This window comes from Xaviernesmea rhizosphaerae (genome assembly GCF_001938945.1).
In the GTDB taxonomy this organism is placed as follows: domain Bacteria; phylum Pseudomonadota; class Alphaproteobacteria; order Rhizobiales; family Rhizobiaceae; genus Xaviernesmea; species Xaviernesmea rhizosphaerae.
The window spans coordinates 263,230-287,973 of the sequence record NZ_MKIO01000039.1 but is presented as its reverse complement, the minus strand read 5'-3'; the positions used below and the strand labels follow the sequence as shown (position 1 = coordinate 287,973).

Sequence of the window (24,744 nt, the reverse complement as noted above, 5' to 3'; positions counted from 1 at the left end):
TTGGCCCGCTAAAGCGGTATCGAATGCGCCTCGGCGAAATCGATCAGCATCTGGCGCGGCGAGAGGCTCGACTGCCTGTCATCCAGCAGCGGATTGAGCGTAGCGGCCAGCTTGCCGGCATCGAGCGCCAGAAGCATCGCCTTGATCGGGCCGACGGCCGTGGGCGACATCGAGACCGAGCGAAAGCCGATGCCGAGCAGCGCCATGGCCGAGAGCGGCTTGGAGGCCATCTCGCCGCACAGCGTCACCGAGGTGCCGTTGCGCTCCCCGGCGCGCACGATCTCGCGCAGCATGCGCAGGAAGGGCTTGCCGAGCACGTCGAACCGATCGGCCACGCGGGCATTTCCGCGATCGACCGCCATAGTGAACTGGAACAGGTCGTTGGAGCCGACGGAGACGAAATCGACCTCCTCCATCAGCTCGTCCAGCTGCCAGAGCAACGACGGCACTTCGAGCATGGCGCCGAACTGCAGCTTGCGCGGCAGCTTCTCGCCCATTTTCGACTGCCGCTGGACTTCCTTCTGCAGAAGCTCGCGCACCGCTTTGAGCTCGGCCACCTCGGTGACCATGGGCAGCATCAGCCGCAGCTCCAGCCCGGCGGCGGCCCGCAGGAGCGCGCGCAGCTGGGTGCGCAACAGGCCGGGCCGATCCAGCGACAGGCGAATCGCCCGCCAGCCGAGCGCGGGATTCTCCTCCTCGGCCGCGCGGAAATAGGGCACGACCTTGTCGCCGCCGATATCCAGCGTGCGGAAGGTCACCGGCTTGCCGGCCGCCTGCTTCAGCACATTGCGGTAGAAGGCTTCCTGATCCTCCATTTTCGGCATGGTGGAGGCGATCATGAACTGCAGCTCGGTGCGGAACAGGCCGATGCCTTCCGCGCCCGATTCGGCCAGATGCGGCAGATCGACCATCAGGCCGGCGTTCATCTGCAGGCGGATGCGCTGCCCGTCCTGCGTCAGCGGCGGGACATCGCGCAGCGAGCGGAACTGCGCCTGGCGGCGGGCGCGCAGGCGCACCTTTTCCTCGTATGCGCGCTGCAGATCCACCATCGGCCGCAGATGCACCCGGCCCTCGTCGCCATCGACGATCACCGCATCGCCATTTTCCGCCAGCGCCACCGCGCCGGTGGCCTGGCCGACCACGGGAATGCCCATGGTGCGCGCGACGATCACCACATGGCTCGTCACCGCGCCTTCTTCCAGCACGAGGCCGCGAATGTTCTCGCGCGGATAATCCAGCAGTTCGGCAGCGCCCATGGCCCGGGCGACGACGATGGAATCGGCAGGGAAATCCGCATTCGACGGCCGCAGGCTATAGCCCGTCAGCTGGCGCAGGAGCCGGTTAGCGAGATCGTCGAAATCATGCATACGCTCGCGCAGGTATGGGTCCGTCAGGCGCATCATCCGCGCCTTGGTCTCGCTCTGCACGCGCTCGACCGCCGCTTCCGCCGTCAGGCCGTTGCGGATCGCTTCCTCCAGCTTGCGCACCCAGCCGCGATCATGAGCGAACATGCGATAAGCTTCCAGCACCGCGCGGTGCTCGCCCTCCATCGACACGTCGCGGCGCGACAGCATGTCATCGATGGAAATGCGCAGGGACCCCAGCGCCTCGGCCAGGCGCGACAGCTCGTGATCCGTATCCTCGTTGAGCAGATTGGTGACGACGATGCGCGGCTCGTGCAGAACGACATAGCCGAGGCCGGCCCCCTCGCCAAAGCTCGCGCCTTCGATGGAGACGGGCCGCGACAGGTCGAGCTCCAGACCCGGCCGGGTGATCTTCTTCAGCTCGCCGGTGGCAATGATCTCGGCCAGCACCATGGCCACCGTCTCCAGCGCCTCGACCTCGTCGTCGCGATAGACGCGGCTCGTCCGGTTCTGCACCACGAGAACGCCGAGCGAGCGGCCGGTGCGCAGGATCGGCACGCCGAGGAAGGAGTGATAGATCTCCTCGCCCGTTTCCGGAAGATAGGTGAAGGCGGGATGCGCCTGGGCGTCCGAAAGGTTGAGCGGCTGGGCGCTGGCGGCAATGGTGCCGACGAGGCCCTGGCCCATCTGCAGCTGGGCCAGATGCACCGCATCCTTGTTCAGACCCTCGGTGGCGTAGAGCTCGAGAATGCCGTCCGAACGCAGGACATAGACCGAGCAGACCTCGGCCACCATATTCTGGGCGATCTGGCGCACGATACGGTCAAGCCGCTCCTGCGGGTCCAGCGGCTCCGCCATGAGTTCGCGCAGCCGCTTGAGAAGAACGCGGGGACCTGCAGAAAGGTCTCTCATCGCGTCAAGTCTCCTTCGATCACCGTTCTGGGACACCGGCCGCTAATTCAAGAGGCGCTCAAGGAACGTTTCCATGAGCGCCAGCTTCCGTCGCGTTCGGCAGGAATCAAGTCTTATCGAGACCGTAGGCGGAATGCAAAGTGCGAACCGCCAATTCGGCATAGGCGCCATCGATCAGGATGGAAATCTTGATTTCCGAGGTCGTGATCGCCTTGATGTTGATGCTCTTCTCTGCCAGCGCGCGGAAGGCGGAGGCCGCCACGCCGGCATGGCTGCGCATGCCGATGCCGATGACGGAGACCTTGCACAGGCCGCTTTCCGTCTGCGCCACGTCGAAGCCGATGCGGGCCTTGTTCTCTTCCAGCACCTTCATCGCCTTGGCGACATCGCTCGACGGCACGGTGAAGGTCATGTCGGTCTTGGAGCCGTCCTCGGAAATGTTCTGGACGATCATGTCGACATTGATATGCGCTTCGGCCAGCGGGCCGAAGATGGCGGCGGACACGCCCGGCCGGTCGGCAAGACGGCGCAGCGAGATCTGGGCTTCGTCCTTCGCATAGGCGATGCCGGTGACGACTTCCTGTTCCACGATTTCATCCTCATCACAAATCAGCGTTCCGGGCGGATTCAGGACATCGCCCATGCCCGGCGCATCCGGGTCTTCGAAAGACGAGCGCACGAAGGTGCGCACCTTGTGCACCATCGCCAGCTCCACCGAGCGCACCTGCAGCACCTTGGCGCCGAGCGAGGCCATTTCGAGCATTTCCTCGAAAGCGATCTTCTTCATGCGCCGGGCCTTGGGCTCGATGCGCGGATCGGTGGTGTAGACGCCATCGACATCCGTATAGATGTCGCAGCGGTCGGCCTTGACGGCGGCGGCGATCGCCACGGCCGAGGTGTCGGAGCCGCCGCGCCCCAGCGTGGCGATGCGGTTGTCGGGCCCCAGCCCTTGGAAGCCGGCGATGACGGCCACCTGACCCTCGCCCATGCGCCGAACGATGTCGGAGCCGTCGATGTCGAGAATGCGGGCGGCGCCATGGGCATTGTCGGTGCGGATCGGGATCTGCCAGCCCTGCCAGGAGCGCGCATTGATGCCGATATGCTGCAAGGCTATGGCGAGAAGCCCGGACGTGACCTGCTCGCCCGAGGCGACGACGGCGTCATATTCGCGCGCGTCATGCATCGGCGAGGCGTCGCGCGTCCAGGCAACCAGTTCGTTCGTCTTGCCCGACATGGCCGAAACCACCACGGCCACCTCATGGCCTGCATCGACCTCGCGCTTGACATGGCGGGCCACATTGCGGATGCGATCCATATCCGCGACGGAGGTCCCGCCGAATTTCATCACGATGCGTGCCATGGCTTTTACCGGTATGCTTGAAGGCCGCGCAGGTTTTGCCGCAGCCGCTGAAGACGGCGGTTTCTTAGCGGATGTGTGACAGAGGCGCAATGGCGCAGGCAACAGGCGGTTTACGTGTCGTCACCGGGGCTTCGGAGGGCATTCTGCGCGCTGTCGCCGCGCCTTGCCTGGCGCAGCATCAGCGTATGGGGCAGCGGATCGAGGCCCGCGTCCGACAGAAGACGTCGGTCATTGCGACGAAGCAGGATCGCGAGCGCCCGTCGCCGCGCCCGTTCCACCGCCATTCGCCGGTTGGCGGCACCGAAAGTCCGTCTTGCCCATCGCCACATGTCCTGCCTCGTCCAGCCTTGGGAGACGGCAGCATGCGAGGTCTCTGAACATCAGTGAAACGAATAGTAAAGATGGCAGGCATCAGCTGGAACGATTGCACAATGCCGCCCTCTCTCGACAGCGATCTTCTCCGCACCTTCCTGGCCGTCGCCGAACGCGGCAATGTTACGCATGCCGCGCTCGCGGTCGGCCGCACGCAGTCCGCCGTCAGCATGCAGATCCGGCGGCTCGAAGAGGCGGCGGGCCATCCGCTGCTTCGCCGCAGCTCCCGCGGCGTGTCCTTGACGCCGGCCGGCCAGCGGCTGTTGCCGCAAGCCCGCGCGGTGATCTCGCTGCTGGACGAGACCGCCGCGATGATGCGCAAGCCGGATATCCGGGGGCCGCTGCGGGTCGGGATTCCCGATGAATATTCCCGCACCTTCCTGCCGGCGGCGCTCGCCGCCTTCGGGCGCGAGCATCCGACCACGGAGGTCAGCGTCTTCTGCGGTTTCAGCGCGCAGCAGCTTGCCGCGCTGGAGCGCGACGAGCTCGACCTGGCCGTGATGTTCGATGTCCATGCCACAGAGCCGCGGGATGTGCTGGGCTACGACCCGACCGTATGGGTCACCTCGACGCTGCATGACTGCCATCGCCGCTCGCCGGTTCCGATCGCCGTCTACTGGAACTCCAGCTGGTGCCGGGACTATGCGCTGCGGTCGCTCGACCAGCATGCCATCGCCTATCGCCAGGCCTTTTCCTGCGACACAGCGTCCGGCATGATCGCAGCCGTGACGACGGGACTGGCGATCGCCCCCCTGGCGCGCTCCACCATCCCGCCGGGCTGCCGCGCCCTGGGCGCGGAAGACGGCTTTCCGCAGGTTGACGCCTCGCGCGTGCTGCTCAAACGCAACCCGACACGGTCGTCACCGGCCATCGACGCGCTCGCCGCCCGCATTCAGGCGGTCTTTTCGCCTCTGCGCGGCGAGGCCCTTCCCGGCGAGATCTGAACGCAGCCCCGTCAGGCGGCCATGCTTCAAGGGAGCGAGCCGCGAAACGGATTGAACAAGCGGCCCGACTCTCGCCATCCTGCACAGGCGCGACAGGATGACGGGTGGGCCGCCTCTTGACTTCCTCCCTCCCCTGGCCGACCTCTTGCCCCGAGAACAAAGGATAGCCCCCATGACCGACGCCGCCCGCACCACCATCGACCAGAGCGAAGTCGACCGGTTTTCCGCGCTCGCGGCGGAGTGGTGGAACCCGCATGGCAAGTTCAAGCCGCTGCACAAGTTCAACCCGGTGCGCCTTGCCTATATCCGCGACAAGGCCTCCGAAGCCTTCGGCCGCGATGCGAAGGCGCCGCGCCCGCTGGAAGGCCTTCGGCTTCTCGACATCGGCTGCGGCGGCGGGCTCCTGTCCGAGCCGATGGCGCGCATGGGCGCATCCGTCGTCGGGGCGGATGCCTCGGAGAAGAACATCAAGATTGCGCAGACGCATGCGGCCGGCAGTGGCGTGAGCGTTGACTACCGCGCGGTGACGGCGGAGGCGCTGGCCGAGGCCGGCGAGACCTTCGACATCATTCTGAACATGGAGGTGGTGGAGCACGTGTCCGACGTGCCCTTCTTCCTGTCCACCTGCGCCTCGATGCTCCGGCCCGGCGGGCTGATGTTCGTCGCCACCATCAACCGGACGATGAAGGCGGCCGCGCTCGCCATCTTCGCGGCCGAAAACGTTCTGCGCTGGCTGCCGCGCGGCACGCATCAATATGACAAGCTGGTGCGTCCGGAGGAACTCGAAGCGCCGCTGGCGGCTTCGGGCCTGACGATCTCAGACCGCACCGGCGTGTTCTTCAATCCCTTCGCCAATCACTGGGCGCTGTCGAAGGACATGGACGTCAACTACATGATCATCGCCCGCCGGCCGGCCTGAAGGCAGAGGAAGACCATACGCTGCCAGACGTTCAGTTGACATCGTCCGGCAGCACGGGCAGCGGGGCGATCTCGATGCCTTCGTCGATCAGCGCGCGCGCCTCCTCCGGCGAGGCCTTGCCGATCAGGCCGCGCTGGTCGGCCTCGCCGTAATGGATCTTGCGCGCCTCCTCGGGAAAGCGCTCGCCCACATCCTCGGCGTTTTCCTTGATCGTCTTGACCATGTCGCGCAGCTTGGCGATCACCTCGCCGCGCTGGACATCCATGGCAAGCTGCTGATGCGCCTCGCGGCTGCGGGCCGTGGCGACGGAGGGCGCCATCAGCCGCTTGGAGACGGCGCTGGAGCCGCAATGCGGGCAGCTGACGAAGCCGGCCTCGGCCTGGCGGTCGAAATCGGCACCGGAGGAAAACCAGGCGTCGAAATCATGCGCCTGGTCGCAAGACAGCGAAAAGCGGATCACGCGGCATCGTCCTTTGCCCGCGCCTGCGGGGCGTCGAGCGCAAAGCTGCGGCCGTTCTTGAGGTTGGGGATCTTGCCGCGCACAGCCGCGACATCGGCGCGGTCGAATTCTGCCAGGATGATCTCCTCGCCGGCATCGCCGGCTTCGGCCAGCACCCGGCCCCAGGGGTCGATGATCATCGAATGGCCATAGGTCTCGCGTCCGTCCTCGTGCACGCCCCCTTGCGCGGCGGCGATCACGAACATGCCGTTCTCGATGGCGCGGGCACGCAGGAGAACCCCCCAATGCGCCTCGCCCGTCTGGCGGGTGAAGGCGGCCGGCAGCGTCATGATCTCCGCCCCGGCCTGGGCCTGGGCCTTGAACAGCTCGGGAAAGCGCACGTCATAGCAGATGGCGAAGCCCATGCGGCCGAAGGGCAGATCGACGAGCCTCGCGGTCTCGCCCGGCGTATAGGCCGCGCTCTCGCGCCAGCTCTCGCCATTGTCGAGATCGACGTCGAACATATGGATCTTGTCGTAATGGCTGAGGCGGGCGCCATCGGGGCCGAAGAGAAAGCCGCGATTGGCGATCTTGCCATCCGGTCGGGCGATGGCGGTGGAGCCGATATGGACGTAAAGGCCGAGCTCGGCCGACAGCCGCCGGGCGGTGGCGACAATCACGTCCTCTTCTTCCGGCTTCAGCGCCGCGCGAAGCGCCGCCCGGTCGCGCTGCAGCGCTCCGGTCATCTCGGGCGTCTGCACATAGTGCGCGCCTTTGGCGGCGGCGGCGCGCACCAGACGCTCCATCGCCTCGGCATTGCGATGAGGATCGGTGCCGGAGCACATTTGCAGGGCGGCAAGGGTCGTGCGCATCTCGTCCCGCTCCGTCAAGCCGCCAGCAGCGGATCGAGTTCGCCGGCGCGGTCCAGCGCATGCAGATCGTCGCAGCCGCCGACATGCTTTCCGTCGATGAAGATCTGCGGGAAGGTCCGGCCGCCCTGGGACCGTTCGATCATCTCCTCACGCACCTCCGGCTTGCCGGTGGCGTCATGCTCTTCATAGGCGACGCCCTTCTTTTCGAGCAGAGCCTTGGCGGCGGCGCAATAGCCGCACCCCTGGCGCGTGTAGATGACGACTGTAGCCATGATCCTGTCTTCCTTATCCTGGGAACGGTCGGTTGGCGGGATTTCGGCCGCCTGCGCCGTGCTCATTCGATGTCAAGCCGGCCGACCCGGCCGCGCGCAACGCCACCTGCCCTGTTCCGCGGGATGGCGCAAGAGCCACGTGCCGCGGGAGGTCCACGGCGCGAAAACGGCGGGACGCAGGATGCCGTGCCAGCCGGCAGGTGCTTGTCCATCATATAGGATCGCCGAGGGCGCGGGCAAAGGTCAAGACCGTGACCTCCGTCGCGCCGGCTTTCTTGAGCGCACGGGTCACCGCGCTGACCGTGGCGCCGGTGGTGTACACGTCATCGATCAGCACCAGGCGGCGCCCGAAGATCTCAGCCCGCCCCTCCTGCGTCACCGTGAAGGCACCTCGCACATTCTCGACGCGCTGGCGCTGGCCAAGCCCGACCTGGCGGCGCGTGCGGCGCGAGCGGCGCAGGGCATCGGCCAGAAAAGGCTTGCCCGACAGCCGCGCCACGGCGCGGGCAAGCTCCGCCGACTGGTTGAAGCGCCGGCTGGCGAGCCGCAGCGCATGCAACGGCACGGCAACGATCGCCTCCGCGCGCGCCACCTCGCCATCGCTGGCGCGCAGCATCCATTCGGCCATGACAGGGGCCAGGTCGGTCCGGTCGCGATATTTCAGCCCGTGCACGAGCTGGCGCGCCAGCCCGTCATGATGGGCGACGGACCGCAGCCGATCGAAGACGGGGGGATAGGCGATCGCCTCGGGCGACAAAATGCCGGGACCGAGATCGAGCGCGAAGGGCGTGCCATAGATCGGGCAGAAAGGACGCTCGATCAGCCGCAGCCGGCCCCAGCACGCGGCACAGGCGCCGCCATGCACGCCCATCTGCCGGCCACAGCCGAGACAGGCTGGCGGAAAAAGGAGGTCGATGGCCGCCTGCGCCACACGGCGCGCGAAGCCCGCAACGTGACCGGGGGCCGCCCGTGGTGAGGCCCAGTTCGGGGGCATGAAACGAAGAGCCCGGCTCGGCGGTTCTTGATCCATCGCGTTGACTTTGTCACCCGGAGCGGCAAGACCGCTTGCTGAAGCATGCGCGGCGAAAACCGCGTTTACGGACGGGTGGCCCCGCGCGTCCGCCAACCGAGACCCATCCAAAGGCAGTCTATCGTGGAACTCCTGTTTGACCAGCCCCTCATCGAAGCCCGCCGCGCTCGTGCGCTTGGCGCCGGCGACCGCTCCGCCGCCTTCCTGCTGGAGATCGCGGCGCAGGAACTCGCAGACCGCCTCGATGTGGTCGAGCGCCGCTTCGAGGAGGCGGTGGAGCTGCACGGCTATACCGGCCAGGTGGCCGAGCGGCTGATGGCGACGGGAAAGATCGGCCATGTCAGGCGGGTGGAGACGGCAGCGGACGGGCCTGAGACGCTGGTGGCGCCGCTGGAGCGCGTGCCGCTGGCGCCGGCCTCCGCCAATCTCATCGTCTCGCCCCTCTCGCTGCATCTGACCAACGACACGCCCGGCGTCTTCATCCAGGTGCGCCGGGCGCTGGCGCCGGACGGACTGTTTCTGGCGGCCATTCCCGGCGCCGGCACGCTGCAGGAGCTGCGCGAGGTGATGCTGGCGGCCGAGAGCGAGGTGACGGGCGGCGCAAGCCCCCGCGTCATCCCCTTCGCCGATGTGCGCGAAGTCGGTGGCCTCTTGCAGCGCGCGGGCTTTGCCCTCCCGGTGGTTGATTCGGATAGCTACACCGTGCGCTATGATTCGCTCTTCGCCCTTGCCCGCGACCTGCGTGCCATGGGCATGGCCAATCCGCTCACCGGCCGCAGCCGCACGCCACTGCCGCGCAAGGTGCTGATGCGCGCGGCCGAGCTCTATGCCACGCGCTATGCCGATCCCGACGGCCGCATCCGCGCCACCTTCACGCTGATCTATGCCTCCGGCTGGGCCCCGCATGAAAGCCAGCAGCAGCCGCTCAAGCCCGGTTCGGCCAAGATGCGGCTGGCGGATGCGCTGAAGGTGAAGGAGGACTGATCCGGCGAGCCTGTATCAGCGGGCCCCCATCAGAAGGGCCCGGATCGGAGCGGCGGAAATCAGGGAGGGCAGACAGACCTGCCGTCAGCAGCCGCTCGACTGGCCGTTGGCGTCGATGATGCAGACGGCACCGGGGATCGGCTGCATGACGCTGCGGCGCACGGTGTAGCGCTTGTCGACATCGCTCTTCGGGATCGAGCCGGTGACGGTATCGTCAAGCACGACCGGCGCGTCGGCCAGCACGCTCGGCGTCTTCTTCGAGGCCAGCATGGGCGTGACGATCAGCGTCAGCGCGATGACGGCCGTGCCAAAAAGAAGCGACAGGTTGAGCACGCCGGTGCGCCGATAGGGCGTCGGCACATCGTCCTTGTCCTGAACCGTGGTCCAAAAATCGTCGTCAGCCATCGCCTGCCTCATTGCTGCGAACGAGCGGGATGCATCATCCTCCCGCCGCCAATCGCGTCTTTTTTCTGCCTGTTGTCGGGCCGCTTCAGGCCGATGCGATCTTGAAAATCGCTCCGCACCCTGCAGCCTCGTGGAGCATCCTGCGCCAAGACTGGACAGACGATTCTCCTTAACGACGAATTTGCCTTCAGGGAGATAAACGTTCGATTAACGAAGCACCGCAACCTTGCGGTAAGCATGGGATGAAGGCGGCTTCTCACGCCAGCGTGATCGTCCACTGTCTCGGCAGATCGCCAATAAACGGCAGGGACGACCGCGAGGCTGTGGAAAACCCTGTCGCGAAATCTGTCAGAGCAGATCCTGCAGGATGGGAATCAGCGGCTCGTCGGCCGGCGGCATCGGATAGTCGCGCAAAGCTGAGGCGCGCACCCATTTCAGCGCCTGCCCTTCCCGCCCCTGGGGCAGCCCCTCATAGCGGCGGCAGACATAGACCGGCATCAGCAGGTGAAAATCCGGATAGGCATGGCTGGCGAAGGTCAGCGGCGCGAGGCAGGCGATCTTCGTGCGGATGCCGAGCTCTTCCTCCAGCTCGCGCACCAGCGTCTCCTCCGGCGTCTCGCCTGCCTCCACCTTGCCGCCGGGAAACTCCCAGAGGCCGGCCAGCGACTTGCCTTCCGGCCGTTGGGCCAGGAGAATACGACCGTCGCCATCGACGAGCGCGCAGGCGGCAACCAGCACCAGACGGCGGGGAGATGCGCTCATGGTCGTTTCCTTTCGCGATAATAGGCGTAGCGATAGACCTCGGCGAAGCCGAGCTTGCGATAGAGCGCGCAGGCCGGCGCATTGTCGGCGCCGACGGCCAGCCAGCCCTGCCGGGCGCCATGCAGCTGCCCCCAGCGCAGCGCCGCCTGCACCACTGCCATGCCCAGGCCCTGGCCGCGCAGATCCTGCGCCACCGCCACCTGCTCCAGACCGATCAGCCCGCCATCGAGCACGCCCAGCGTCACCGCCGTCGGCCGCTCGCCCGACTGCAGCAGGAACAGCCCGGTCTCCGGCTTGATGGAATCGAGAATGGACACCAGCGCCTCGCGCAGGCTGTCAGGCTCGGCCGATATGGCCAGCCGCGCCTCGACGAAGCGCCTGGTGTCGCGCAGCGGCAGCTGGTCGATGCCATCCGTTGCGGCCTGCGCCAGATCCGCGCTCATGACGATCGATTCGTCGAAGCGCTCCCAGCCCTCGCCCTCCAGATGCGCATGCAGCTCCGGCGGGGCCAGCGGCGTCAGCCGCACGGTGAGCGGCCGGCCGATGGCGGCAAAGCGCTCGGCCGCCCGGGCCAGGCGGCCGGCAATGTCGCGCCGGTCGCCGGGATCGAGCGGATTGAGGCTGTTCAGCCGCTTGGACGGATGGCCCTTGGCCAGCCGGATCAGCCAGCTGCCATCATAGATCGCCTGCTCGGCCGGCCAGGCCCGGAAAGCAACGGCCTCCAGCCGCCGCACGCTTGCCAGCACGCTGGCCGTCGTCGCATCCCGCATCCGCCTGTCCGTCAGCTCCGGTAGTCGCCGTTGATCTCGACATATTCCTTTGTGAGGTCGCAGGTATAGACCGTCGCGCGGCCGGAGCCGAGACCGATCTCGGCGCGGATGGCGATGTCCTGCTGCTTCATCACGGCGGAGGCCTCCGCCTCGGAATAGTCCGGATCGCGCTCGCCATCGACGGCCACGCGCACATCGCCGAACCAGATGGCCAGCCGGTCGCGATCGGCCGCCTCGCCCGACTTGCCGACCGCCATGACGACGCGGCCCCAATTGGCGTCCTCGCCGGCAACCGCCGTCTTGACCAGCGGCGAATTGGCGATCGACAGCGCGATGCGCTTGGCCGATGCATCGCTTTCTGCCCCCTCGACGGTGACGGCCACCATCTTGCGGGCGCCCTCGCCGTCGCGCACCACCTGCAGCGCCAGGTCCCTGAGCAGATCGTTCAGCGCAGCCCGGAAGCCGTCGATCGCGGGGTCAGCGACATCGGTCACGGGCGCCTGGCCATCGGCCTCGGCAGCGCCGGTCGCAAACAGCATCAGCGTGTCGGAGGTCGAGGTGTCGCTGTCGACGGTCACCGAGTTGAAGCTGGGGCCGACGCCGATCGACAGCAGTTCCTGCAGAACCGGCGCGGCGATGGCCGCATCGGTGACGACGAAGGAGAGCATGGTGGCCATATCGGGCGCGATCATGCCGGCGCCCTTGGCAATGCCGTTGATCGTCACCGTGACGCCGCCGATCTCGGCGGTGCGGGTGGCGACCTTGGGATAGGTGTCGGTGGTCATGATGGACTTGGCGGCCTCGAACCAGAAGTCCTCGGAGGCGCGGCCCTGCATGTCCGAGAGCACGCCGGCAAACTTGGTGGCATCGAGCGGCTCGCCGATCACGCCGGTGGAAGCGAGGAACACCTCGCTCTCGGCGCAGCCGACGGCAGCGGCGGCCGAAGAGGCCGTGAGCTCGGTGGCGGCGCGGCCCTTCTTGCCGGTGAAGGCATTGGCATTGCCGGAATTGACCACGACGGCGCGGGCCGTGCCGCCGGAAAGGTTCTTGCGGCAGAAATCGACGGGGGCCGAGGGGCAGCGCGAGCGGGTGAAGACGCCGGCGGCGGCGGCCGGCTTGTCGAACACCATCATCAGCACATCCGTCCGGTTCTTGTACTTGATGCCGGCCTCGGCGGTGGCCATGCGGACGCCACGCAGCGGCGGAACGGTGGCGAAGGTTTTCGGCGCGAGCGGGGAAACGGAAGTCGACATGGGCACACCCTGCGAAAGGAAGGACATGAAAGGAAGCGGACGACCGGCCAGCGGCCGGGCCATACGAAAATCCCGAAGGCGCGGACGCCCTCGGGATGGATAGTCAAATCATGCCGAGACGACGGCCTGACGACAGATCGGGCACCGAAGCGTAAGGAACGCGACGGGCGGGTTCGATCAGTTCTGGCCGCCCTCGGCACCTTCGGCACCCTCGGCTTCGGCCTTGTTGGCCTCGTCATAGGCCTTCTTCAGCGCGGGATCGGCAATGTCGACGCCGGACTTGGACTTGGCGGCTTCCAGAAGCGCCAGGTACTTGTCGCGCATGACGAGCTGCTTGACCTGCGGGGCGACCTGATCGAGCGGCGGCGGCGGCTGCATGCGCTTATCCTCGACGAGGATGACGTGATAGCCGAACTGCGTCTTGACCGGTTCCTTGGAATACTTGCCCTTTTCGAGCGCGAAGGCGGCGTCGGAGAATTCCGGCACCATGCGGTCCTTGGTGAAGTAGCCGAGATCGCCGCCGTCATCCTTGTTCGGATCGGTCGACTTTTCCTTGGCGAGCGCGGCGAAGTCCTTGCCGGCATCCAGTTCCTTGATGACAGCCTTGGCCTCGTCCTCAGTCTTGACCAGGATGTGGCGTGCCTTCACCTCTTCCTGCGGCTTGATGGCGGCGACTTCCTTGTCGTAGCGCGCCTTCACCTCGGCATCGGTCACCGCGTCGACCACATGCTTCTTGAAATAGGCATTGTGCAGCTCGCGATCGGTCAGATAGGCGATGCGCTGCTTGAAGGCCGCGTCATTGCCGAGCCCTTCCTGGGAGGCGTCCTTGGCAAGCAGCTTCACGTCGATCAGGCCGGAAAGAGCCGCCGCCTGCTTCTGTTCGTCCGACAGCTGGGCCAGCTGCGGATCGAGCGAGTTGACCGCAAGGTCCAGTTCCGACTTGTGGATCTCAGCGTCGCCGACCTTGGCCACCACCGGATCGGCCGCGGCGTCCTGCGCGACGGCGGCACCGTTCGCCGCCATCAGGGCGACGAAGGCCACGGTGGCGAGCAACTTCAGTTTCGACATCCTATACCCTTTCCATGGGATCCGGCGCGCCGCCATGCGCGGCCGCCTCGGTCGCGCCCTGGGAAGCATCAGATTGTGGCCGATGTGTAGCCTTAGGGCGCGGCAAGTCCCGTTGACATCATTCGACCCCCCTCTTATCTGTCACGCAACCTCGCGTCCAGAAGACATTCCGGGCGTTTCAGCGCTTTTTCATGCGCCGCTTTCACGGCCCGCGCCTGAACCGCCGCACGACTTTGAACGAAAGGACCAGTGATGGTCAGTCTCGGCGGCCTCGCCCGCAAACTCTTCGGCTCTTCCAACGATCGTCGCGTCAAGGGCTACCGCACCCGGGTTCAGGCCATCAACGCACTGGAAGAGGAGATGAAGGCGCTTTCGGACGCGGCGCTGGCCGGAAAGACCGCCGAGTTCCGCGCCCAGATCGAGCAGGGCACGACGCTGGACGACCTCCTCGTTCCCGCCTTCGCGGTGGCGCGCGAGGCGGCGCGCCGCGTGCTCGGCCTGCGCCCCTTCGACGTCCAGCTGATCGGCGGCATGATCCTGCATGAACGTGCGATCGCCGAAATGAAGACCGGCGAAGGCAAGACGCTGGTCGCCACCCTGCCGGTTTATCTGAACGCGCTGGCCGGCAAGGGCGTCCACGTCGTTACCGTCAACGACTATCTGGCCAGCCGCGACAGCGCGATCATGGGGCGGGTCTACGGCTTCCTCGGCCTGAGCACCGGCGTGATCGTTCACGGGCTTAGCGATGAGCAGCGCCGCGACGCCTATGCCTGCGACATCACCTATGCCACCAACAACGAGCTCGGCTTCGACTATCTGCGCGACAACATGAAGTATGAGCGCGGCCAGATGGTGCAGCGCGGCCACTTCTTCGCCATCGTCGACGAGGTGGACTCGATCCTGATCGACGAGGCACGCACACCGCTGATCATTTCCGGCCCGCTCGACGACCGCTCGGAACTCTATACCGCCATCGACGCCTTCATCCCGCTCCTGTCGGAAGAAGACTACGAGATCGACGAGAAGCAGCGCTCGGCCAACTTCTCCGAAGTCGGCACCGAGAAGCTGGAAAACCTGCTGCGCGAGGCCGGCCTGCTCAAGGGCGAGTCGCTCTACGACGTGGAGAACGTGGCGATCGTTCACCACGTCAACAATGCGCTGAAGGCCCACAAGCTCTTCACCCGCGACAAGGACTACATCGTCCGCAACGACGAGATCGTCATCATCGACGAATTCACCGGCCGCATGATGCCGGGCCGCCGCTATTCCGAAGGGCAGCACCAGGCGCTCGAAGCCAAGGAAAAGGTGCAGATCCAGCCGGAAAACCAGACTCTGGCCTCGATCACCTTCCAGAACTATTTCCGCATGTACGAGAAGCTGGGCGGCATGACCGGCACGGCCTCGACCGAAGCGGAAGAGTTCGGCAACATCTACGGTCTCGAGGTCGTGGAAGTGCCGACCAATCTGCCGGTGCGCCGCATCGACGAGGATGACGAGATCTACCGGACGGCGGAAGAGAAATACAAGGCGATCGTCGAGGAGATCCGCCACGCCCGCGAGAAGAACCAGCCCGTTCTCGTCGGCACCACCTCGATCGAGAAGTCGGAGCTCCTGGCCGAGCTTCTGCGCCGGGCCGGCTTCACCGGCTTCCAGGTGCTGAACGCGCGCTATCACGAGCAGGAAGCCTATATCGTCAGCCAGGCCGGCGTGCCCGGCGCGGTGACGATCGCCACCAACATGGCCGGCCGCGGCACCGACATCCAGCTCGGCGGCAATCTCGACATGCGCATCGAGGCCGAACTTGGCGACATGGAGCAGGGCCCCGAGCGCGAGGCGCGCGAACAGGCGATCCGCGCCGATGTGCAGCGGCTGAAAGAACAGGCGCTGGCCGCGGGCGGTCTCTATGTTCTGGCGACCGAGCGCCATGAAAGCCGGCGCATCGACAACCAGCTGCGCGGCCGCTCCGGCCGTCAGGGCGACCCCGGCCGCTCCAAGTTCTTCCTGTCGCTGCAGGACGATCTGATGCGCATCTTCGGGTCCGAGCGCATGGACAGCATGCTGCAGAAGCTCGGCCTGAAGGAAGGCGAGGCCATCGTCCACGTCTGGATCAACAAGGCGGTGGAACGGGCGCAGAAGAAGGTCGAGGCGCGCAACTTCGACACGCGCAAGAACCTCTTGAAATATGACGACGTCATCAACGACCAGCGCAAGGTGATCTTCGAGCAGCGCCTGGAAGTGATGGACTCCACCGATCTGTCCGAGACCGTCGCCGACATGCGCCGCGAGGTGGTGGAAGACATGGTCGCCCGGCGCGTGCCGGAAAAGGCCTATGCCGAACAATGGGACATCGAGGGCCTCACCGAAGACGTGCGCGGCACGCTCAATCTCGACCTGCCGCTGGCGGCCTGGGCCGCCGAGGAAGGCATTGACGAGAACGACATCCGCGAGCGCATCATGGCCGCCGCCAATGCCGCGGCCGCCGACCGGGCGGAGCGCTTCGGCCCCGAGATCATGCATTATGTCGAGCGCTCGATCGTGCTGCAGACGCTCGACCATCTCTGGCGCGAGCATATCGTCAATCTCGACCATCTGCGCTCGGTCATCGGCTTCCGCGGCTATGCCCAGCGCGATCCGCTGCAGGAATACAAGAGCGAGGCCTTCGAGCTGTTCCAGGCCCTGCTCGTCAATCTGCGCCAGACCGCGGTCTCGCAGCTGATGCGCGTGGAACTGGTGCAGGAGCGCCAGGAGCCGGAGCCGACGCTTCCCGTCATGCAGGCTCACCACATCGATCCCCTGACGGGCGAGGACGAATTCGCGCCCGCCGGCGGCGATCTGGCCTATGTGCCGCCGGAGCACCGCGACCCCAACAATCCGGCCACCTGGGGCAAGGTGCCGCGCAACGAAGCCTGCCCCTGTGGCTCGGGCAAGAAGTACAAGCACTGCCACGGCGCCTACGAGGCGTAAAAGCCCCCGAAGGCCTTGAGAGATTGTGATGCAAGGCCGGTGGATCCTGTCCGCCGGCCTTTTTCTATGCGCGGGAGCAGCCTGCCGGAAATGTGACAGAGCGCGCGGATAGGGTTTGTTAAGCTTATCCTGCGAGAACGGTCGGGTCTGTCGCCTGCGGGAGTGGTCGCGCCCGACGGCGCGCGCAGGCAGGATCTGGCCATTGCCGGCCGCTGCGTTTCGGCCTGACAGGGCGCGACCGGCGCGGCGCCTGCGAGGTTGCAGCCCTCAAACCTGCTGTCGGAGGAGAGGCGATCATGAGCGCATCCTATGGTCCACACGACGGCGAGAGGCCGGCTCCGCCCACCCTCGCGCCGCCGTCCATTTCGAGAGGGCCCAGAATGCGCGACTATCATCGCCCTGTCGGGCGTCCGGGCCGCGAACTCTGCCTCTATCCGGCCCAGGCCGGCTATGACCTGCAGACCGAGCTGGACTTTCTTTCCAACCGCGCCATCGAATCCAACATTTTCTTCTGCGCCCGCTTTCTGGCGCCGGCCATGCCCCGGCTGGAAGAACGCGCGGTGCGTCTGGCGCTGATCCGCGATCAGGGCGACGGCCGCAGCCGGCTGCGCTTTCTCATGCCCTTCCGTATCGAGCGCCCCGGCTTCGGCATCGGCCCCTCGATCCTGCGCGCCTGGGCCAATCCCTATGCGCCGCTCGGCATTCCCCTGCTCGATCAGGAGGATGCCAGCGAGACGCTGGACAATCTGCTGGAGGGTCTCGCAGACCCGGTCGCCGGGCTGCCCGGCGTCCTGGTTCTGCCGCAGGTGCGGCTGGCGGGGCCGGTCGCCAGCATCCTCAGGGCCGTGGCGCTCGACCGCAACCTGCCGGTGACGGTGGCGGAGGTGAGCGGACGGCCCATGCTCAACAGCCGGGAGGATGGCCCCACCTATCTGCGCCGGGTCGTCAGCGCCGGCCATCTGCGCGAACTGAAGCGCCAGGGCGCGCGCCTCAGCGAACAGGGCCGCCTGGTGCATCACGTCGCGCGCCAACCCGCGGAAATCCGTCTGCGCATGGAGGAATTCCTGGCGCTGGAAGCGGCCGGCTGGAAGGGCGAGGCCCGCACAGCGCTGATCAGCGACCGGCTGCGCGCGGCCTTTGCCCGCGAGGCGATCACCAATCTCGCCGAAGCCGATGCCGTGCGCATTCACACGCTGGATCTCGACGGCGCGGCTGTGGCCTCGATGATCGTCTTCCTGATGCGCGGCGACGCCTATACCTGGAAGACCGCCTATGACGAGCGCTATGCCCGCTTCTCGCCCGGCAAGCTCTTGGTCGCCGCCCTGACCGGCTGGCACCTCGACGACCCGAACATCGACCGCACCGACAGCTGCGCGGTGGCCGACCACCCGATCATGAGCCGCTTCTGGGCGGAGCGCGAGGAGATGGGCACGCTGGTGATCGGCCTCAGCCCCAACCGCGACCGCGACGTGCGCCAGGTCGCCATGCAGCTGCATCTCTACCGCAACACCCGCAACATGGCCAAGCTCCTGCGCGAGCGCATCCGCACGCTGGCGCGGCGGTAAGACAGGTCTCGCCGATCACGCGCTCTCGCGCAAAGCCCGGCGGATGACCTTGCCGGATGTCGTCAGCGGCAGGCTGTCGACGAAGGCGACCTCGCGCGGATATTCGTGCATCGACAGGCGCGTCTTCACCCACGCGGAAAGCTCCGCCTTCAGCGCTTCGCTGCCCTCCACCTCCGGCTTCAGCACGATGAAGGCCTTGACGATCTCCGTGCGCAGCGGATCGGGCTTGCCGACCACTGCCGCCAGCGCCACGGCAGGATGGCCGGACAGACAATCTTCGATCTCCGCCGGGCCGATGCGATAGCCCGAAGAGGTGATCACGTCGTCATCGCGCCCGAAGAAGGTGACATAGCCCTCGTCATCCATCACACCCTGATCGCCCGTGGTCATATAGGGGCCGGCGAACTTGGCCGCCGTTGCCTGCGGGTTGCGCCAATAGCCCAGGAACATCACCGGATCGGGGCTTTCGACCGCCACCTGACCAGGGGTTCCCGGCGGCGCAACAGCGCCATCCGCATCGAGGATCACCACGCGGTGGCCGGGCGCCGGCTTGCCCATGCTGCCCGGCTTCATGACGCCGTAATGGGCGCTGGAGGAAAGCACCATGTTGCATTCCGTCTGGCCGTAAAACTCCGCCACGGGCACGCCGAGCGCGGCGCTGGCCTGCTCCTGCGTGTCGCGCCCCAGGCTCTCGCCGGCGGACGAGACCGTGCGCAGGCGGATGTCGTAACGGTCCCGCGGATTGTCGACCGCGCGCATCAGCCTGAGCGCGGTGGGCGGGATGAAGGCATTGCGCACCCGGCATTCTGCCAGAATGCGCAGCGCGACATGCGGATCGAACTTCTGCGCCGGCGAGGACACCACGGGAATGCCGAAGGTCAGCGCCGGCATCAGCGCGTTCAAAAGCCCGCCGGCCCAGGCCCAGTCGGCCGGCGTCCACAGCTTGTCCTCCGGCTGCGGCAGGGGCGCGTGGTGAAAGGCAAAGCCCGGCAGATGGCCGAGCAGCACCCGGTGCCCGTGCAAGGCGCCCTTGGGCGGCCCGGTCGTGCCCGAGGTGTAGATCATCAGCGCGGGATCGTCCGGCCCCGTTTCCAGCGGCGAGAAGCCTTCGGCATCCCGGATCAGCGCGGCAAAGGGCAGCATGCCTTCGGGTGGCGCGTCGCCCACCACCAGGATGCAGTCGAGCCCGGGAAGGCTCGACCGGATCTCCTGGAGCCGCGACAGGCCGAAACGGTCGGTGACCACCACCCGCGCCTCGGCATTCTTGAGCCGGAAGGCGAGCGCCTCCACCCCGAAAAGAAGGGCCAGCGGCAGGGCGATCCCGCCGAGCTTGTAGACCGCCGCATGGGTGATCGCCACCTCGAAGCCCTGCGGCAGCAGGATCGCCACCCTGTCGCCAGGCAGGATGCCGCGTGCTCGAAGGGCCTTGGCGAGCGCTGAAGAGGCCTGCGACAATTCGCCATAGGTCATCGTCCGCAGCGGCCCTGCCGGATCGAAATGCTCCAGGCAGACGCGGTCGGGGGCGCGCGCTGCCCAGGCATCGCTGATGGCGACGCCCATGTTGAAGCGCTCCGGCAGATCCCAGCGGAAGCCGTCATAAAGGTGCCGATAGTCTGTGTGCGGTGCAAACATGCCCTAGCTCTACAGCATCCGGCAGAAATTTTCCTCCCGCTTTTCGCGGGTCGCCAGAGGCGTCAGCAGCGCCCGCCGAGCGCCCTGCCCTCTGCCGCCGGACCCCGCCGATGGCGGGGTCTGCAGAACCCTCAGGAAAAATGCGCGGAGTGTCACCAGCAGCCGCCGGCGTTTACCGGGCCTTCAGATTTGCTGTGGCAAAAGAAGGTCAAGCGCGGTTTGTAGTGCGTCCGCGCTGCCTTCAGGGCTCACGGCCTGACCAGGACCATTTCGTCAAGTTTCTGTTAAAAAAAAGAAATTTTCCAAAGGCCACGATCCCGCAAGATACAGCAGCCGCCCTGCGTGAAGGCGGCTGGCTGTGTTCGGGGCCTTATCTCTCGGCTTCCAGTTCCAGGAATTGCGGCGGCCGGGTTTGCTGCACGACGACCTCGTAATCCCCCATCGCCACGCCATCGACGACGATTCCCTTCAGGACGATCGAGAGAACGCCGAACTCGCCTGTCTCCTGATGCACCGAGGCGACATGCTCAGCCAGACGCTGGGCGCAATGGTCGATGGTGGGGGCGGCATCCTCGAAGATCTCAGGCACGGGCATTCAAACTCCTCGCAGATGCAATATGGCCGATTCGGGCCAGACGCTCGACACGGACCGACGCCGTGGCCGGCGCAATGATGCGCCCTGTCCAGGCCGCTCGACCGGATGAACCCTCACTTCTACAAGAGCGGGCTGCGCTGTCCATCGGTCACGGAGCGATTGAGCACGTCGGCAATGTCGCGCGCGTCTTCCAAGGCAAGGCCAGAGAGATCGCGGCCATTGGTGGCGGCTGGCAGGCCGGTCAGCCGATCGATGACGGCCCAGTCGCCATCGCCCTGCTCCCGATATTCGTAACGCGCCTCGCCGTCCATCGCCTGCCCCTTGCCTCCGCAAAACCATCATGAGGGACATAGGGTGGAGGATGGAAGGCTTCCATTTTTTTGACCGCCGACGCGATTTTTCGGCTGGCAAGGCATTTTGCAGGCATGCCTGTCCCGCCAAGGGAACCCGACGGCGGCGCTGGTCGTTACGCTGCCATGAAAGAAACCGAAAAAAAAGCTGGCCGCGGCATGATGCGGTTCGTCACCACCATCTTCGCCGTGGCCATTCTTCTGGCTGCGGTCTATTTCTTCTTCTTCATGCCCGGCGATCCCGGATCGGCGACTGCGCTGTAAAGCATCAGACGAAAACGTGGAGCAGGATCTTGCTTTAGAAGATGATCGCGATCTTTCAGAGTGCGATCATGATCCCATTGGCTGTTCCAGTCGTTACGAGATCGTTCGGTGGGACAGGACGTTGATGAGACGTCCAAATGGGTCGCGGAGATAGAAACGTCTCACGCCCCAAGGCTCGTCCGCTGGGCCATATTCGATCGCGCACCCAGCGTCTCTTGCGCGCTTTTCGACGTTTTCGAGATCATCGACTTCGATGGAGAAATCGGGAACAACCGTTCCAGAGCCTCCTTCGCTTGCAACACTAAGCTGAGGCTGCATCTCGATCGCCGGCGCGGCGAAGGTGATGATCCAGCCATGATCCATAACTGTCTCAAGGCCCAATATACCGCAGTAGAAAGACCGGGCAGCATCCAGATCTCTTGCTGCGATATTTGCAACAATTCGTTTGACCGCCATCCCTCTCTCCCACGACTGATATGCGGCACGGCTTCAGCGCTGGAGTGCGACGACGGCACACAGCCGCTTGCAGAACGAACAAAAGCCGCCTTCATTTCAATACGGCGCAGAAATTTCGGAAAAAAGCAGCCGATTTCAACGCTCAGAAATCGATGTGGTGCCCCATGCCGGGGTCGAACCAGCACTCCTTTCGGAACTCGATTTTGAGTCGAGCGCGTCTACCAATTCCGCCAATGGGGCAACGGTGGCCGGCTGTCTAACACAGGCCATCGCCGGCTGACAAGTCGGTTTAGGTGCTGGGCTATCGGTGCCCTGGTCCTGCAGAGCACCCCGACTCTTCGGCCCCTCCTGGCCGCATTCCCTCACGACTCCGCGTCAATCGCAATTTACAGACCAGCACAAGGCGCATAAAAGAAAGCGTGATTTTGCTGCAGTGCGGCAAAGCCGGCTTCTTCCCGGAGCCGGCGCGCCGCATCCGGCAGCCCTGCTCTTGACCGAGGAAAGCTGGCCTCATGCTTCGACGCCTTTACGACTGGACCATGTCTCTGGCCGCGCGCCGCTCGGCGGAAGTCTGGCTCGCCATCATCGCCTTCGTGGAAAGCTCGATCTTTCTTGTGCCCGCCGACGTGCTGTTCGTGCCGATGGCGCTGGCGCGACCGCAGCGCGTCTGGCGCTACGCGCTCGTCGCAACGGTCTTTTCCGTGCTCGGCGGCATCGCCGGCTGGTATCTCGGCCACTATGCCTATGAGAGCATCGCCAAGCCGATCCTGGAATTCTACGGCAAGCTCGACGCCTTCGAGCAGCTGAAGGCCTCCGTGGATTATGAGACGATCGTTCTCCTGCTGGTCACGTCGGGTCTGGCGCACCTGCCCCCGATCAAGGTGGTGACGATCCTCTCGGGTGCGGTCAATATCGACCTCACGCTCTTCATCATCTCCGCGATCGTCGCCCGTGGCGCGCGCTTCTTCCTGCTGGCCTGGCTGCTGCAGCGCTATGGCGAGAGCATCCGGCACTTCATCGAGAAGCGCCTGGGCCTGCTGACCGGCGTGGTGGCCGGCGTCATGATCGTCGCCTTTATCGGCTATCGCCTCGTGCACTAAAGCATCGGGCCGATCATCATCGATCGGGCCGCCCGCTTCACATTTTGGTCAAGCGGCGCTTTGCCCCATCGACGGCCTGTGGCAATCGGATAAGACAGCAGCCGTGACGGCCTCTTGATCGCACAGAGGCGAATAAGAGGCGGCCTGGTTGCCAGGCCATTCCGCCCCCGCTTGTTCAGCCCAAGCCCATTCAAGCCCAGCCCGTTCAAACACTGCCTGCCGGATGTCGCCTGCCTGTTCCAAGGAGCCACCATGTCTGCCCCTGCTGCCCTTTCCATCCCGGCCCGCTCGGCCCGCCTTCTCGTTCCGGCCGTTCTCGTCACGCTCGGCATGGCCGTGACCATCGGCACGGCGCTGGGCTTCGAGCATCTGGGCGGCTATATTCCCTGCGCGCTCTGCCTGATGCAGCGCGAACCCTATTATTTCGGCCTGCCCGTCGGCCTGGCCGCCATCATCACGGCGGGACTGCGGCTGCCTCCGGCCGTGCCGCGCCTGCTTCTGGGCCTCGTTGCCATCCTGATGCTCGTGGGCGCCGGCATGGGCGTCTATCATGCCGGGGTGGAATGGCATTTCTGGGCGGGGCCAGAAAGCTGCGGCGGCGCCCAGGGCGTCTCTGCCAATGTCAACGACCTGCTCTCCGACCTCAACACCAAGCACGGCCCCTCCTGCACCGATGCGGCGCTGCGCGTTCTCGGCCTGTCATTCGCCGGCTGGAACGTCATCGCCAGCGTGATCCTCGCCGGCATCGCGCTCAAGGGCGCCCTGGGCGGCCTGCGCCGCTGAGCGGATCCCGACCCGTTCGGGAAACGGGAAAACGGCTTCACAGACGCAATCGGCGCCCAATGGCAGGGGTGCGGATGGCCAGACGGCTATGCGGCTGGTGAAAAAGCACAAGGCCGTTCGCCCGGCTCGCCATCGCGGAGGTCGAGAGCGCAAGCGTGCTGGAGAAGCGCGGCAAAAAACGGGTACCGGTTTTCGGAAAGATCCGCGGCAAGAAGCGTCCTGTCTTGCTGATGGACCGGTCTTCCTGAATGGGAATTCGGCGAGCGGCGGTCAGCGCAGTGCGCCCCTTGGTCCTAGAGCAGAGACGGCAGCCCCTCGACCAACGATGGGCGCCGGACCTGCACAGCCAGGCCTGCCTTCTTCGCAGCGGCAGGTTCATGCGCACGGTCAAGGACAACCCGAACGGCCGCCAGCGCACGACCTGCCAAAGCCTGTCGAAAACAGGCAGATCAGAATTTTTGCATATTGATCTAGCACCGGAAGGCGGTTACATACGCCGCCATCCGGCTCGCAGCCGGATCGTCGAAGTCTTGCAAGGACTTACAGTCTGTCCAATCATCGCCGCTGGCCGCCTGCAAATGGCAATTTCTGCGCTTCCGGTGCTCGAAATCACCATTTTCGTCAAGCCAACAGCGATTCTTGAACAAACTGCTAGGGCTGAAGCTCGGTATCCCAGTAGAGATAGTCCATCCAGCTTTCATGCAGGTAGTTCGGCGGGAACAGCCGGCCGTTATTGTGCAGATCCTGCACCGTGGGATGGTACGGCTTCTGCGCCGGGAACATGCCCGCCAGACGCGGCATTTTTCCGCCCTTGCGCAGATTGCAGGGAGAACAGGCCGCCACCACGTTTTCCCAAGTGGTCTGCCCGCCGCAGCATCTGGGAATGACATGGTCGAAGGTCAGGTCCTCCGTGGACCCGCAATATTGGCATTCGAACCTGTCCCGCAGGAAGACGTTGAAGCGGGTGAAGGCCGGATGGCGCGAGGGCTGCACATAGCTCTTCAGGCACACCACGCTGGGCAGGCGCATGGAGAAGCTGGGCGAGGATACCTGCTGGTCATATTCCGCGAGAATCACGACCCGATCCAGGAATACGGCTTTGATCGCATCCTGCCAGGACCATAAGGACAACGGATAATAACTCAGAGGTCTATAGTCGGCATTCAACACGAGCGCCGGCAAGGCTTGAGGTGAGACTGCAATCGTCAAGCCAGTGGTCTCCTGATCGATTCGGCATCTGCACCATCTATATTAGGCCCGATGCGTCAGGATTGTGAAGCCCAAAGCCGAACGGAGGCAAAGATTCGCC

General features: G+C 65.5%; 24 protein-coding genes and 1 tRNA gene. 8 read left to right on the top strand and 17 right to left on the bottom strand.

The annotated features are described in order from the left end of the window. Positions 1-8: 8 nt before the first annotated feature. Together ptsP and BJF92_RS19430 are read right to left on the bottom strand one after the other, a co-directional pair. The gene (ptsP, locus tag BJF92_RS19435; RefSeq protein ID WP_075636380.1) at positions 9-2,276 is read right to left on the bottom strand and encodes a phosphoenolpyruvate--protein phosphotransferase; all 2,268 of its coding nucleotides are present in this window, start codon (positions 2,274-2,276) and stop codon (positions 9-11) included. Positions 2,277-2,382: 106 nt separating this feature from the next. Next, complete coding sequence (locus BJF92_RS19430; protein ID WP_075636379.1) at positions 2,383-3,636, bottom strand: aspartate kinase; 1,254 nt, start codon at positions 3,634-3,636, stop codon at positions 2,383-2,385. 401 nt (positions 3,637-4,037) lie between these two features. Here BJF92_RS19430 and BJF92_RS19425 point away from each other — a divergent pair, with 401 nt between their 5' ends. Both BJF92_RS19425 and ubiG read left to right on the top strand, forming a co-directional pair. Continuing rightward, positions 4,038-4,952: a LysR family transcriptional regulator gene (locus BJF92_RS19425; RefSeq protein ID WP_245294829.1), complete on the top strand. Its 915-nt coding sequence runs from the start codon at positions 4,038-4,040 to the stop codon at positions 4,950-4,952. A gap of 172 nt (positions 4,953-5,124) precedes the next feature. Beyond that, positions 5,125-5,871 carry a bifunctional 2-polyprenyl-6-hydroxyphenol methylase/3-demethylubiquinol 3-O-methyltransferase UbiG gene (ubiG, locus tag BJF92_RS19420; protein WP_075636377.1) on the top strand — a complete coding sequence of 249 codons (747 nt, stop codon included), beginning with the start codon at positions 5,125-5,127 and terminating at the stop codon, positions 5,869-5,871. Between the two features lie 31 nt (positions 5,872-5,902). Here the strand turns inward: ubiG and BJF92_RS19415 are convergent, their stop codons facing one another. From BJF92_RS19415 to BJF92_RS19400, 4 genes are all read right to left on the bottom strand, one after another. Further along, positions 5,903-6,331: a DUF1178 family protein gene (locus BJF92_RS19415; protein ID WP_075636376.1), complete on the bottom strand. Its 429-nt coding sequence runs from the start codon at positions 6,329-6,331 to the stop codon at positions 5,903-5,905. After that, positions 6,328-7,182 carry a carbon-nitrogen hydrolase family protein gene (locus BJF92_RS19410; protein WP_075636375.1) on the bottom strand — a complete coding sequence of 285 codons (855 nt, stop codon included), beginning with the start codon at positions 7,180-7,182 and terminating at the stop codon, positions 6,328-6,330. Before BJF92_RS19410 ends, BJF92_RS19415 begins: the two co-directional genes overlap by 4 nt. Before the next feature lie 14 nt (positions 7,183-7,196). Next, positions 7,197-7,454, bottom strand: coding sequence for a glutaredoxin 3 (gene grxC, locus BJF92_RS19405; protein WP_075636429.1), 258 nt, complete (start codon positions 7,452-7,454; stop codon positions 7,197-7,199). Between the two features lie 211 nt (positions 7,455-7,665). Further along, on the bottom strand, positions 7,666-8,448 hold the full coding sequence (locus tag BJF92_RS19400; protein WP_075636374.1) for a ComF family protein: 783 nt from the start codon (positions 8,446-8,448) through the stop codon (positions 7,666-7,668). 159 nt (positions 8,449-8,607) lie between these two features. Here BJF92_RS19400 and BJF92_RS19395 point away from each other — a divergent pair, with 159 nt between their 5' ends. Further along, entirely contained in the window at positions 8,608-9,468 is an 861-nt protein-coding gene (locus BJF92_RS19395; protein ID WP_075636373.1) for a class I SAM-dependent methyltransferase, read from the top strand. 84 nt (positions 9,469-9,552) lie between these two features. On the opposite strand, the gene BJF92_RS19390 is transcribed toward BJF92_RS19395, so the two are convergent. From BJF92_RS19390 to BJF92_RS19370, 5 genes are all read right to left on the bottom strand, one after another. Next, positions 9,553-9,873, bottom strand: coding sequence for a hypothetical protein (locus BJF92_RS19390; protein ID WP_075636372.1), 321 nt, complete (start codon positions 9,871-9,873; stop codon positions 9,553-9,555). A gap of 348 nt (positions 9,874-10,221) precedes the next feature. Beyond that, entirely contained in the window at positions 10,222-10,635 is a 414-nt protein-coding gene (gene mutT, locus BJF92_RS19385; RefSeq protein ID WP_075636371.1) for an 8-oxo-dGTP diphosphatase MutT, read from the bottom strand. Then, on the bottom strand, positions 10,632-11,405 hold the full coding sequence (locus BJF92_RS19380; RefSeq protein ID WP_075636370.1) for a GNAT family N-acetyltransferase: 774 nt from the start codon (positions 11,403-11,405) through the stop codon (positions 10,632-10,634). Before BJF92_RS19380 ends, mutT begins: the two co-directional genes overlap by 4 nt. 11 nt (positions 11,406-11,416) lie before the next feature. After that, complete coding sequence (argJ, locus tag BJF92_RS19375) at positions 11,417-12,658, bottom strand: bifunctional glutamate N-acetyltransferase/amino-acid acetyltransferase ArgJ (protein WP_075636428.1); 1,242 nt, start codon at positions 12,656-12,658, stop codon at positions 11,417-11,419. Between the two features lie 177 nt (positions 12,659-12,835). Then, positions 12,836-13,726, bottom strand: coding sequence for a peptidylprolyl isomerase (locus tag BJF92_RS19370; protein WP_075636369.1), 891 nt, complete (start codon positions 13,724-13,726; stop codon positions 12,836-12,838). 252 nt (positions 13,727-13,978) lie between these two features. Here BJF92_RS19370 and secA point away from each other — a divergent pair, with 252 nt between their 5' ends. Together secA and BJF92_RS19360 are read left to right on the top strand one after the other, a co-directional pair. Then, positions 13,979-16,690: a preprotein translocase subunit SecA gene (secA, locus tag BJF92_RS19365; RefSeq protein WP_075636368.1), complete on the top strand. Its 2,712-nt coding sequence runs from the start codon at positions 13,979-13,981 to the stop codon at positions 16,688-16,690. A 296-nt stretch (positions 16,691-16,986) separates the two neighbouring features. Beyond that, positions 16,987-18,255, top strand: coding sequence for a GNAT family N-acetyltransferase (locus BJF92_RS19360; protein WP_075636367.1), 1,269 nt, complete (start codon positions 16,987-16,989; stop codon positions 18,253-18,255). A gap of 15 nt (positions 18,256-18,270) precedes the next feature. Here BJF92_RS19360 and BJF92_RS19355 read toward each other — a convergent pair whose 3' ends face one another. The 3 genes from BJF92_RS19355 to BJF92_RS19345 form a co-directional block, all read right to left on the bottom strand. Continuing rightward, positions 18,271-19,887: an AMP-binding protein gene (locus BJF92_RS19355; RefSeq protein ID WP_075636366.1), complete on the bottom strand. Its 1,617-nt coding sequence runs from the start codon at positions 19,885-19,887 to the stop codon at positions 18,271-18,273. Positions 19,888-20,257: 370 nt separating this feature from the next. After that, the gene (locus tag BJF92_RS19350; RefSeq protein WP_075636365.1) at positions 20,258-20,482 is read right to left on the bottom strand and encodes a hypothetical protein; all 225 of its coding nucleotides are present in this window, start codon (positions 20,480-20,482) and stop codon (positions 20,258-20,260) included. A gap of 119 nt (positions 20,483-20,601) precedes the next feature. Then, a complete protein-coding gene (locus tag BJF92_RS19345; RefSeq protein ID WP_075636364.1) occupies positions 20,602-20,793 on the bottom strand; it encodes a hypothetical protein in 192 nt (63 codons plus the stop codon). Positions 20,794-20,862: 69 nt separating this feature from the next. On the opposite strand from BJF92_RS19345, the gene BJF92_RS25330 reads away from it, so the two are divergent. Then, positions 20,863-21,096 (top strand): hypothetical protein, encoded by a 234-nt coding sequence (locus tag BJF92_RS25330; RefSeq protein ID WP_143524101.1) that lies wholly within the window; start codon positions 20,863-20,865, stop codon positions 21,094-21,096. A gap of 93 nt (positions 21,097-21,189) precedes the next feature. Here BJF92_RS25330 and BJF92_RS19340 read toward each other — a convergent pair whose 3' ends face one another. After that, positions 21,190-21,552 (bottom strand): VOC family protein, encoded by a 363-nt coding sequence (locus tag BJF92_RS19340; protein WP_075636363.1) that lies wholly within the window; start codon positions 21,550-21,552, stop codon positions 21,190-21,192. Positions 21,553-21,707: 155 nt separating this feature from the next. After that, positions 21,708-21,792, bottom strand: a tRNA-Leu gene (locus BJF92_RS19335). Positions 21,793-22,064: 272 nt separating this feature from the next. Here BJF92_RS19335 and BJF92_RS19330 point away from each other — a divergent pair. Both BJF92_RS19330 and BJF92_RS19325 read left to right on the top strand, forming a co-directional pair. Further along, a complete protein-coding gene (locus BJF92_RS19330) occupies positions 22,065-22,652 on the top strand; it encodes a YqaA family protein (RefSeq protein WP_075636362.1) in 588 nt (195 codons plus the stop codon). 252 nt (positions 22,653-22,904) lie between these two features. Next, positions 22,905-23,435, top strand: a complete 531-nt coding sequence (locus tag BJF92_RS19325) for a disulfide bond formation protein B (protein WP_075636361.1) — start codon at positions 22,905-22,907, stop codon at positions 23,433-23,435. A 651-nt stretch (positions 23,436-24,086) separates the two neighbouring features. Here the strand turns inward: BJF92_RS19325 and BJF92_RS19320 are convergent. Then, a complete protein-coding gene (locus BJF92_RS19320; RefSeq protein WP_075636360.1) occupies positions 24,087-24,644 on the bottom strand; it encodes an HNH endonuclease in 558 nt (185 codons plus the stop codon). Between the last annotated feature and the right edge of the window lie 100 nt (positions 24,645-24,744).

Coding starts and splice junctions, on each gene's coding strand:
- BJF92_RS19340 (WP_075636363.1), bottom strand. CDS start 21,552: ATGGCGGTCAAACGAATTGTTGCAAATATCGCAGCAAGAGATCTGGAT.
- BJF92_RS19350 (WP_075636365.1), bottom strand. CDS start 20,482: ATGCCCGTGCCTGAGATCTTCGAGGATGCCGCCCCCACCATCGACCAT.
- BJF92_RS19390 (WP_075636372.1), bottom strand. CDS start 9,873: ATGGCTGACGACGATTTTTGGACCACGGTTCAGGACAAGGACGATGTG.
- BJF92_RS19330 (WP_075636362.1), top strand. CDS start 22,065: ATGCTTCGACGCCTTTACGACTGGACCATGTCTCTGGCCGCGCGCCGC.
- BJF92_RS19380 (WP_075636370.1), bottom strand. CDS start 11,405: ATGCGGGATGCGACGACGGCCAGCGTGCTGGCAAGCGTGCGGCGGCTG.
- BJF92_RS19425 (WP_245294829.1), top strand. CDS start 4,038: ATGGCAGGCATCAGCTGGAACGATTGCACAATGCCGCCCTCTCTCGAC.
- BJF92_RS19400 (WP_075636374.1), bottom strand. CDS start 8,448: ATGCCCCCGAACTGGGCCTCACCACGGGCGGCCCCCGGTCACGTTGCG.
- ptsP (WP_075636380.1), bottom strand. CDS start 2,276: ATGAGAGACCTTTCTGCAGGTCCCCGCGTTCTTCTCAAGCGGCTGCGC.
- argJ (WP_075636428.1), bottom strand. CDS start 12,658: ATGTCGACTTCCGTTTCCCCGCTCGCGCCGAAAACCTTCGCCACCGTT.
- BJF92_RS19345 (WP_075636364.1), bottom strand. CDS start 20,793: ATGGACGGCGAGGCGCGTTACGAATATCGGGAGCAGGGCGATGGCGAC.
- BJF92_RS19430 (WP_075636379.1), bottom strand. CDS start 3,636: ATGGCACGCATCGTGATGAAATTCGGCGGGACCTCCGTCGCGGATATG.
- BJF92_RS19410 (WP_075636375.1), bottom strand. CDS start 7,182: ATGCGCACGACCCTTGCCGCCCTGCAAATGTGCTCCGGCACCGATCCT.
- mutT (WP_075636371.1), bottom strand. CDS start 10,635: ATGAGCGCATCTCCCCGCCGTCTGGTGCTGGTTGCCGCCTGCGCGCTC.
- grxC (WP_075636429.1), bottom strand. CDS start 7,454: ATGGCTACAGTCGTCATCTACACGCGCCAGGGGTGCGGCTATTGCGCC.
- secA (WP_075636368.1), top strand. CDS start 13,979: ATGGTCAGTCTCGGCGGCCTCGCCCGCAAACTCTTCGGCTCTTCCAAC.
- BJF92_RS19355 (WP_075636366.1), bottom strand. CDS start 19,887: ATGTTTGCACCGCACACAGACTATCGGCACCTTTATGACGGCTTCCGC.
- BJF92_RS19370 (WP_075636369.1), bottom strand. CDS start 13,726: ATGTCGAAACTGAAGTTGCTCGCCACCGTGGCCTTCGTCGCCCTGATG.
- BJF92_RS19360 (WP_075636367.1), top strand. CDS start 16,987: ATGAGCGCATCCTATGGTCCACACGACGGCGAGAGGCCGGCTCCGCCC.
- BJF92_RS19325 (WP_075636361.1), top strand. CDS start 22,905: ATGTCTGCCCCTGCTGCCCTTTCCATCCCGGCCCGCTCGGCCCGCCTT.
- ubiG (WP_075636377.1), top strand. CDS start 5,125: ATGACCGACGCCGCCCGCACCACCATCGACCAGAGCGAAGTCGACCGG.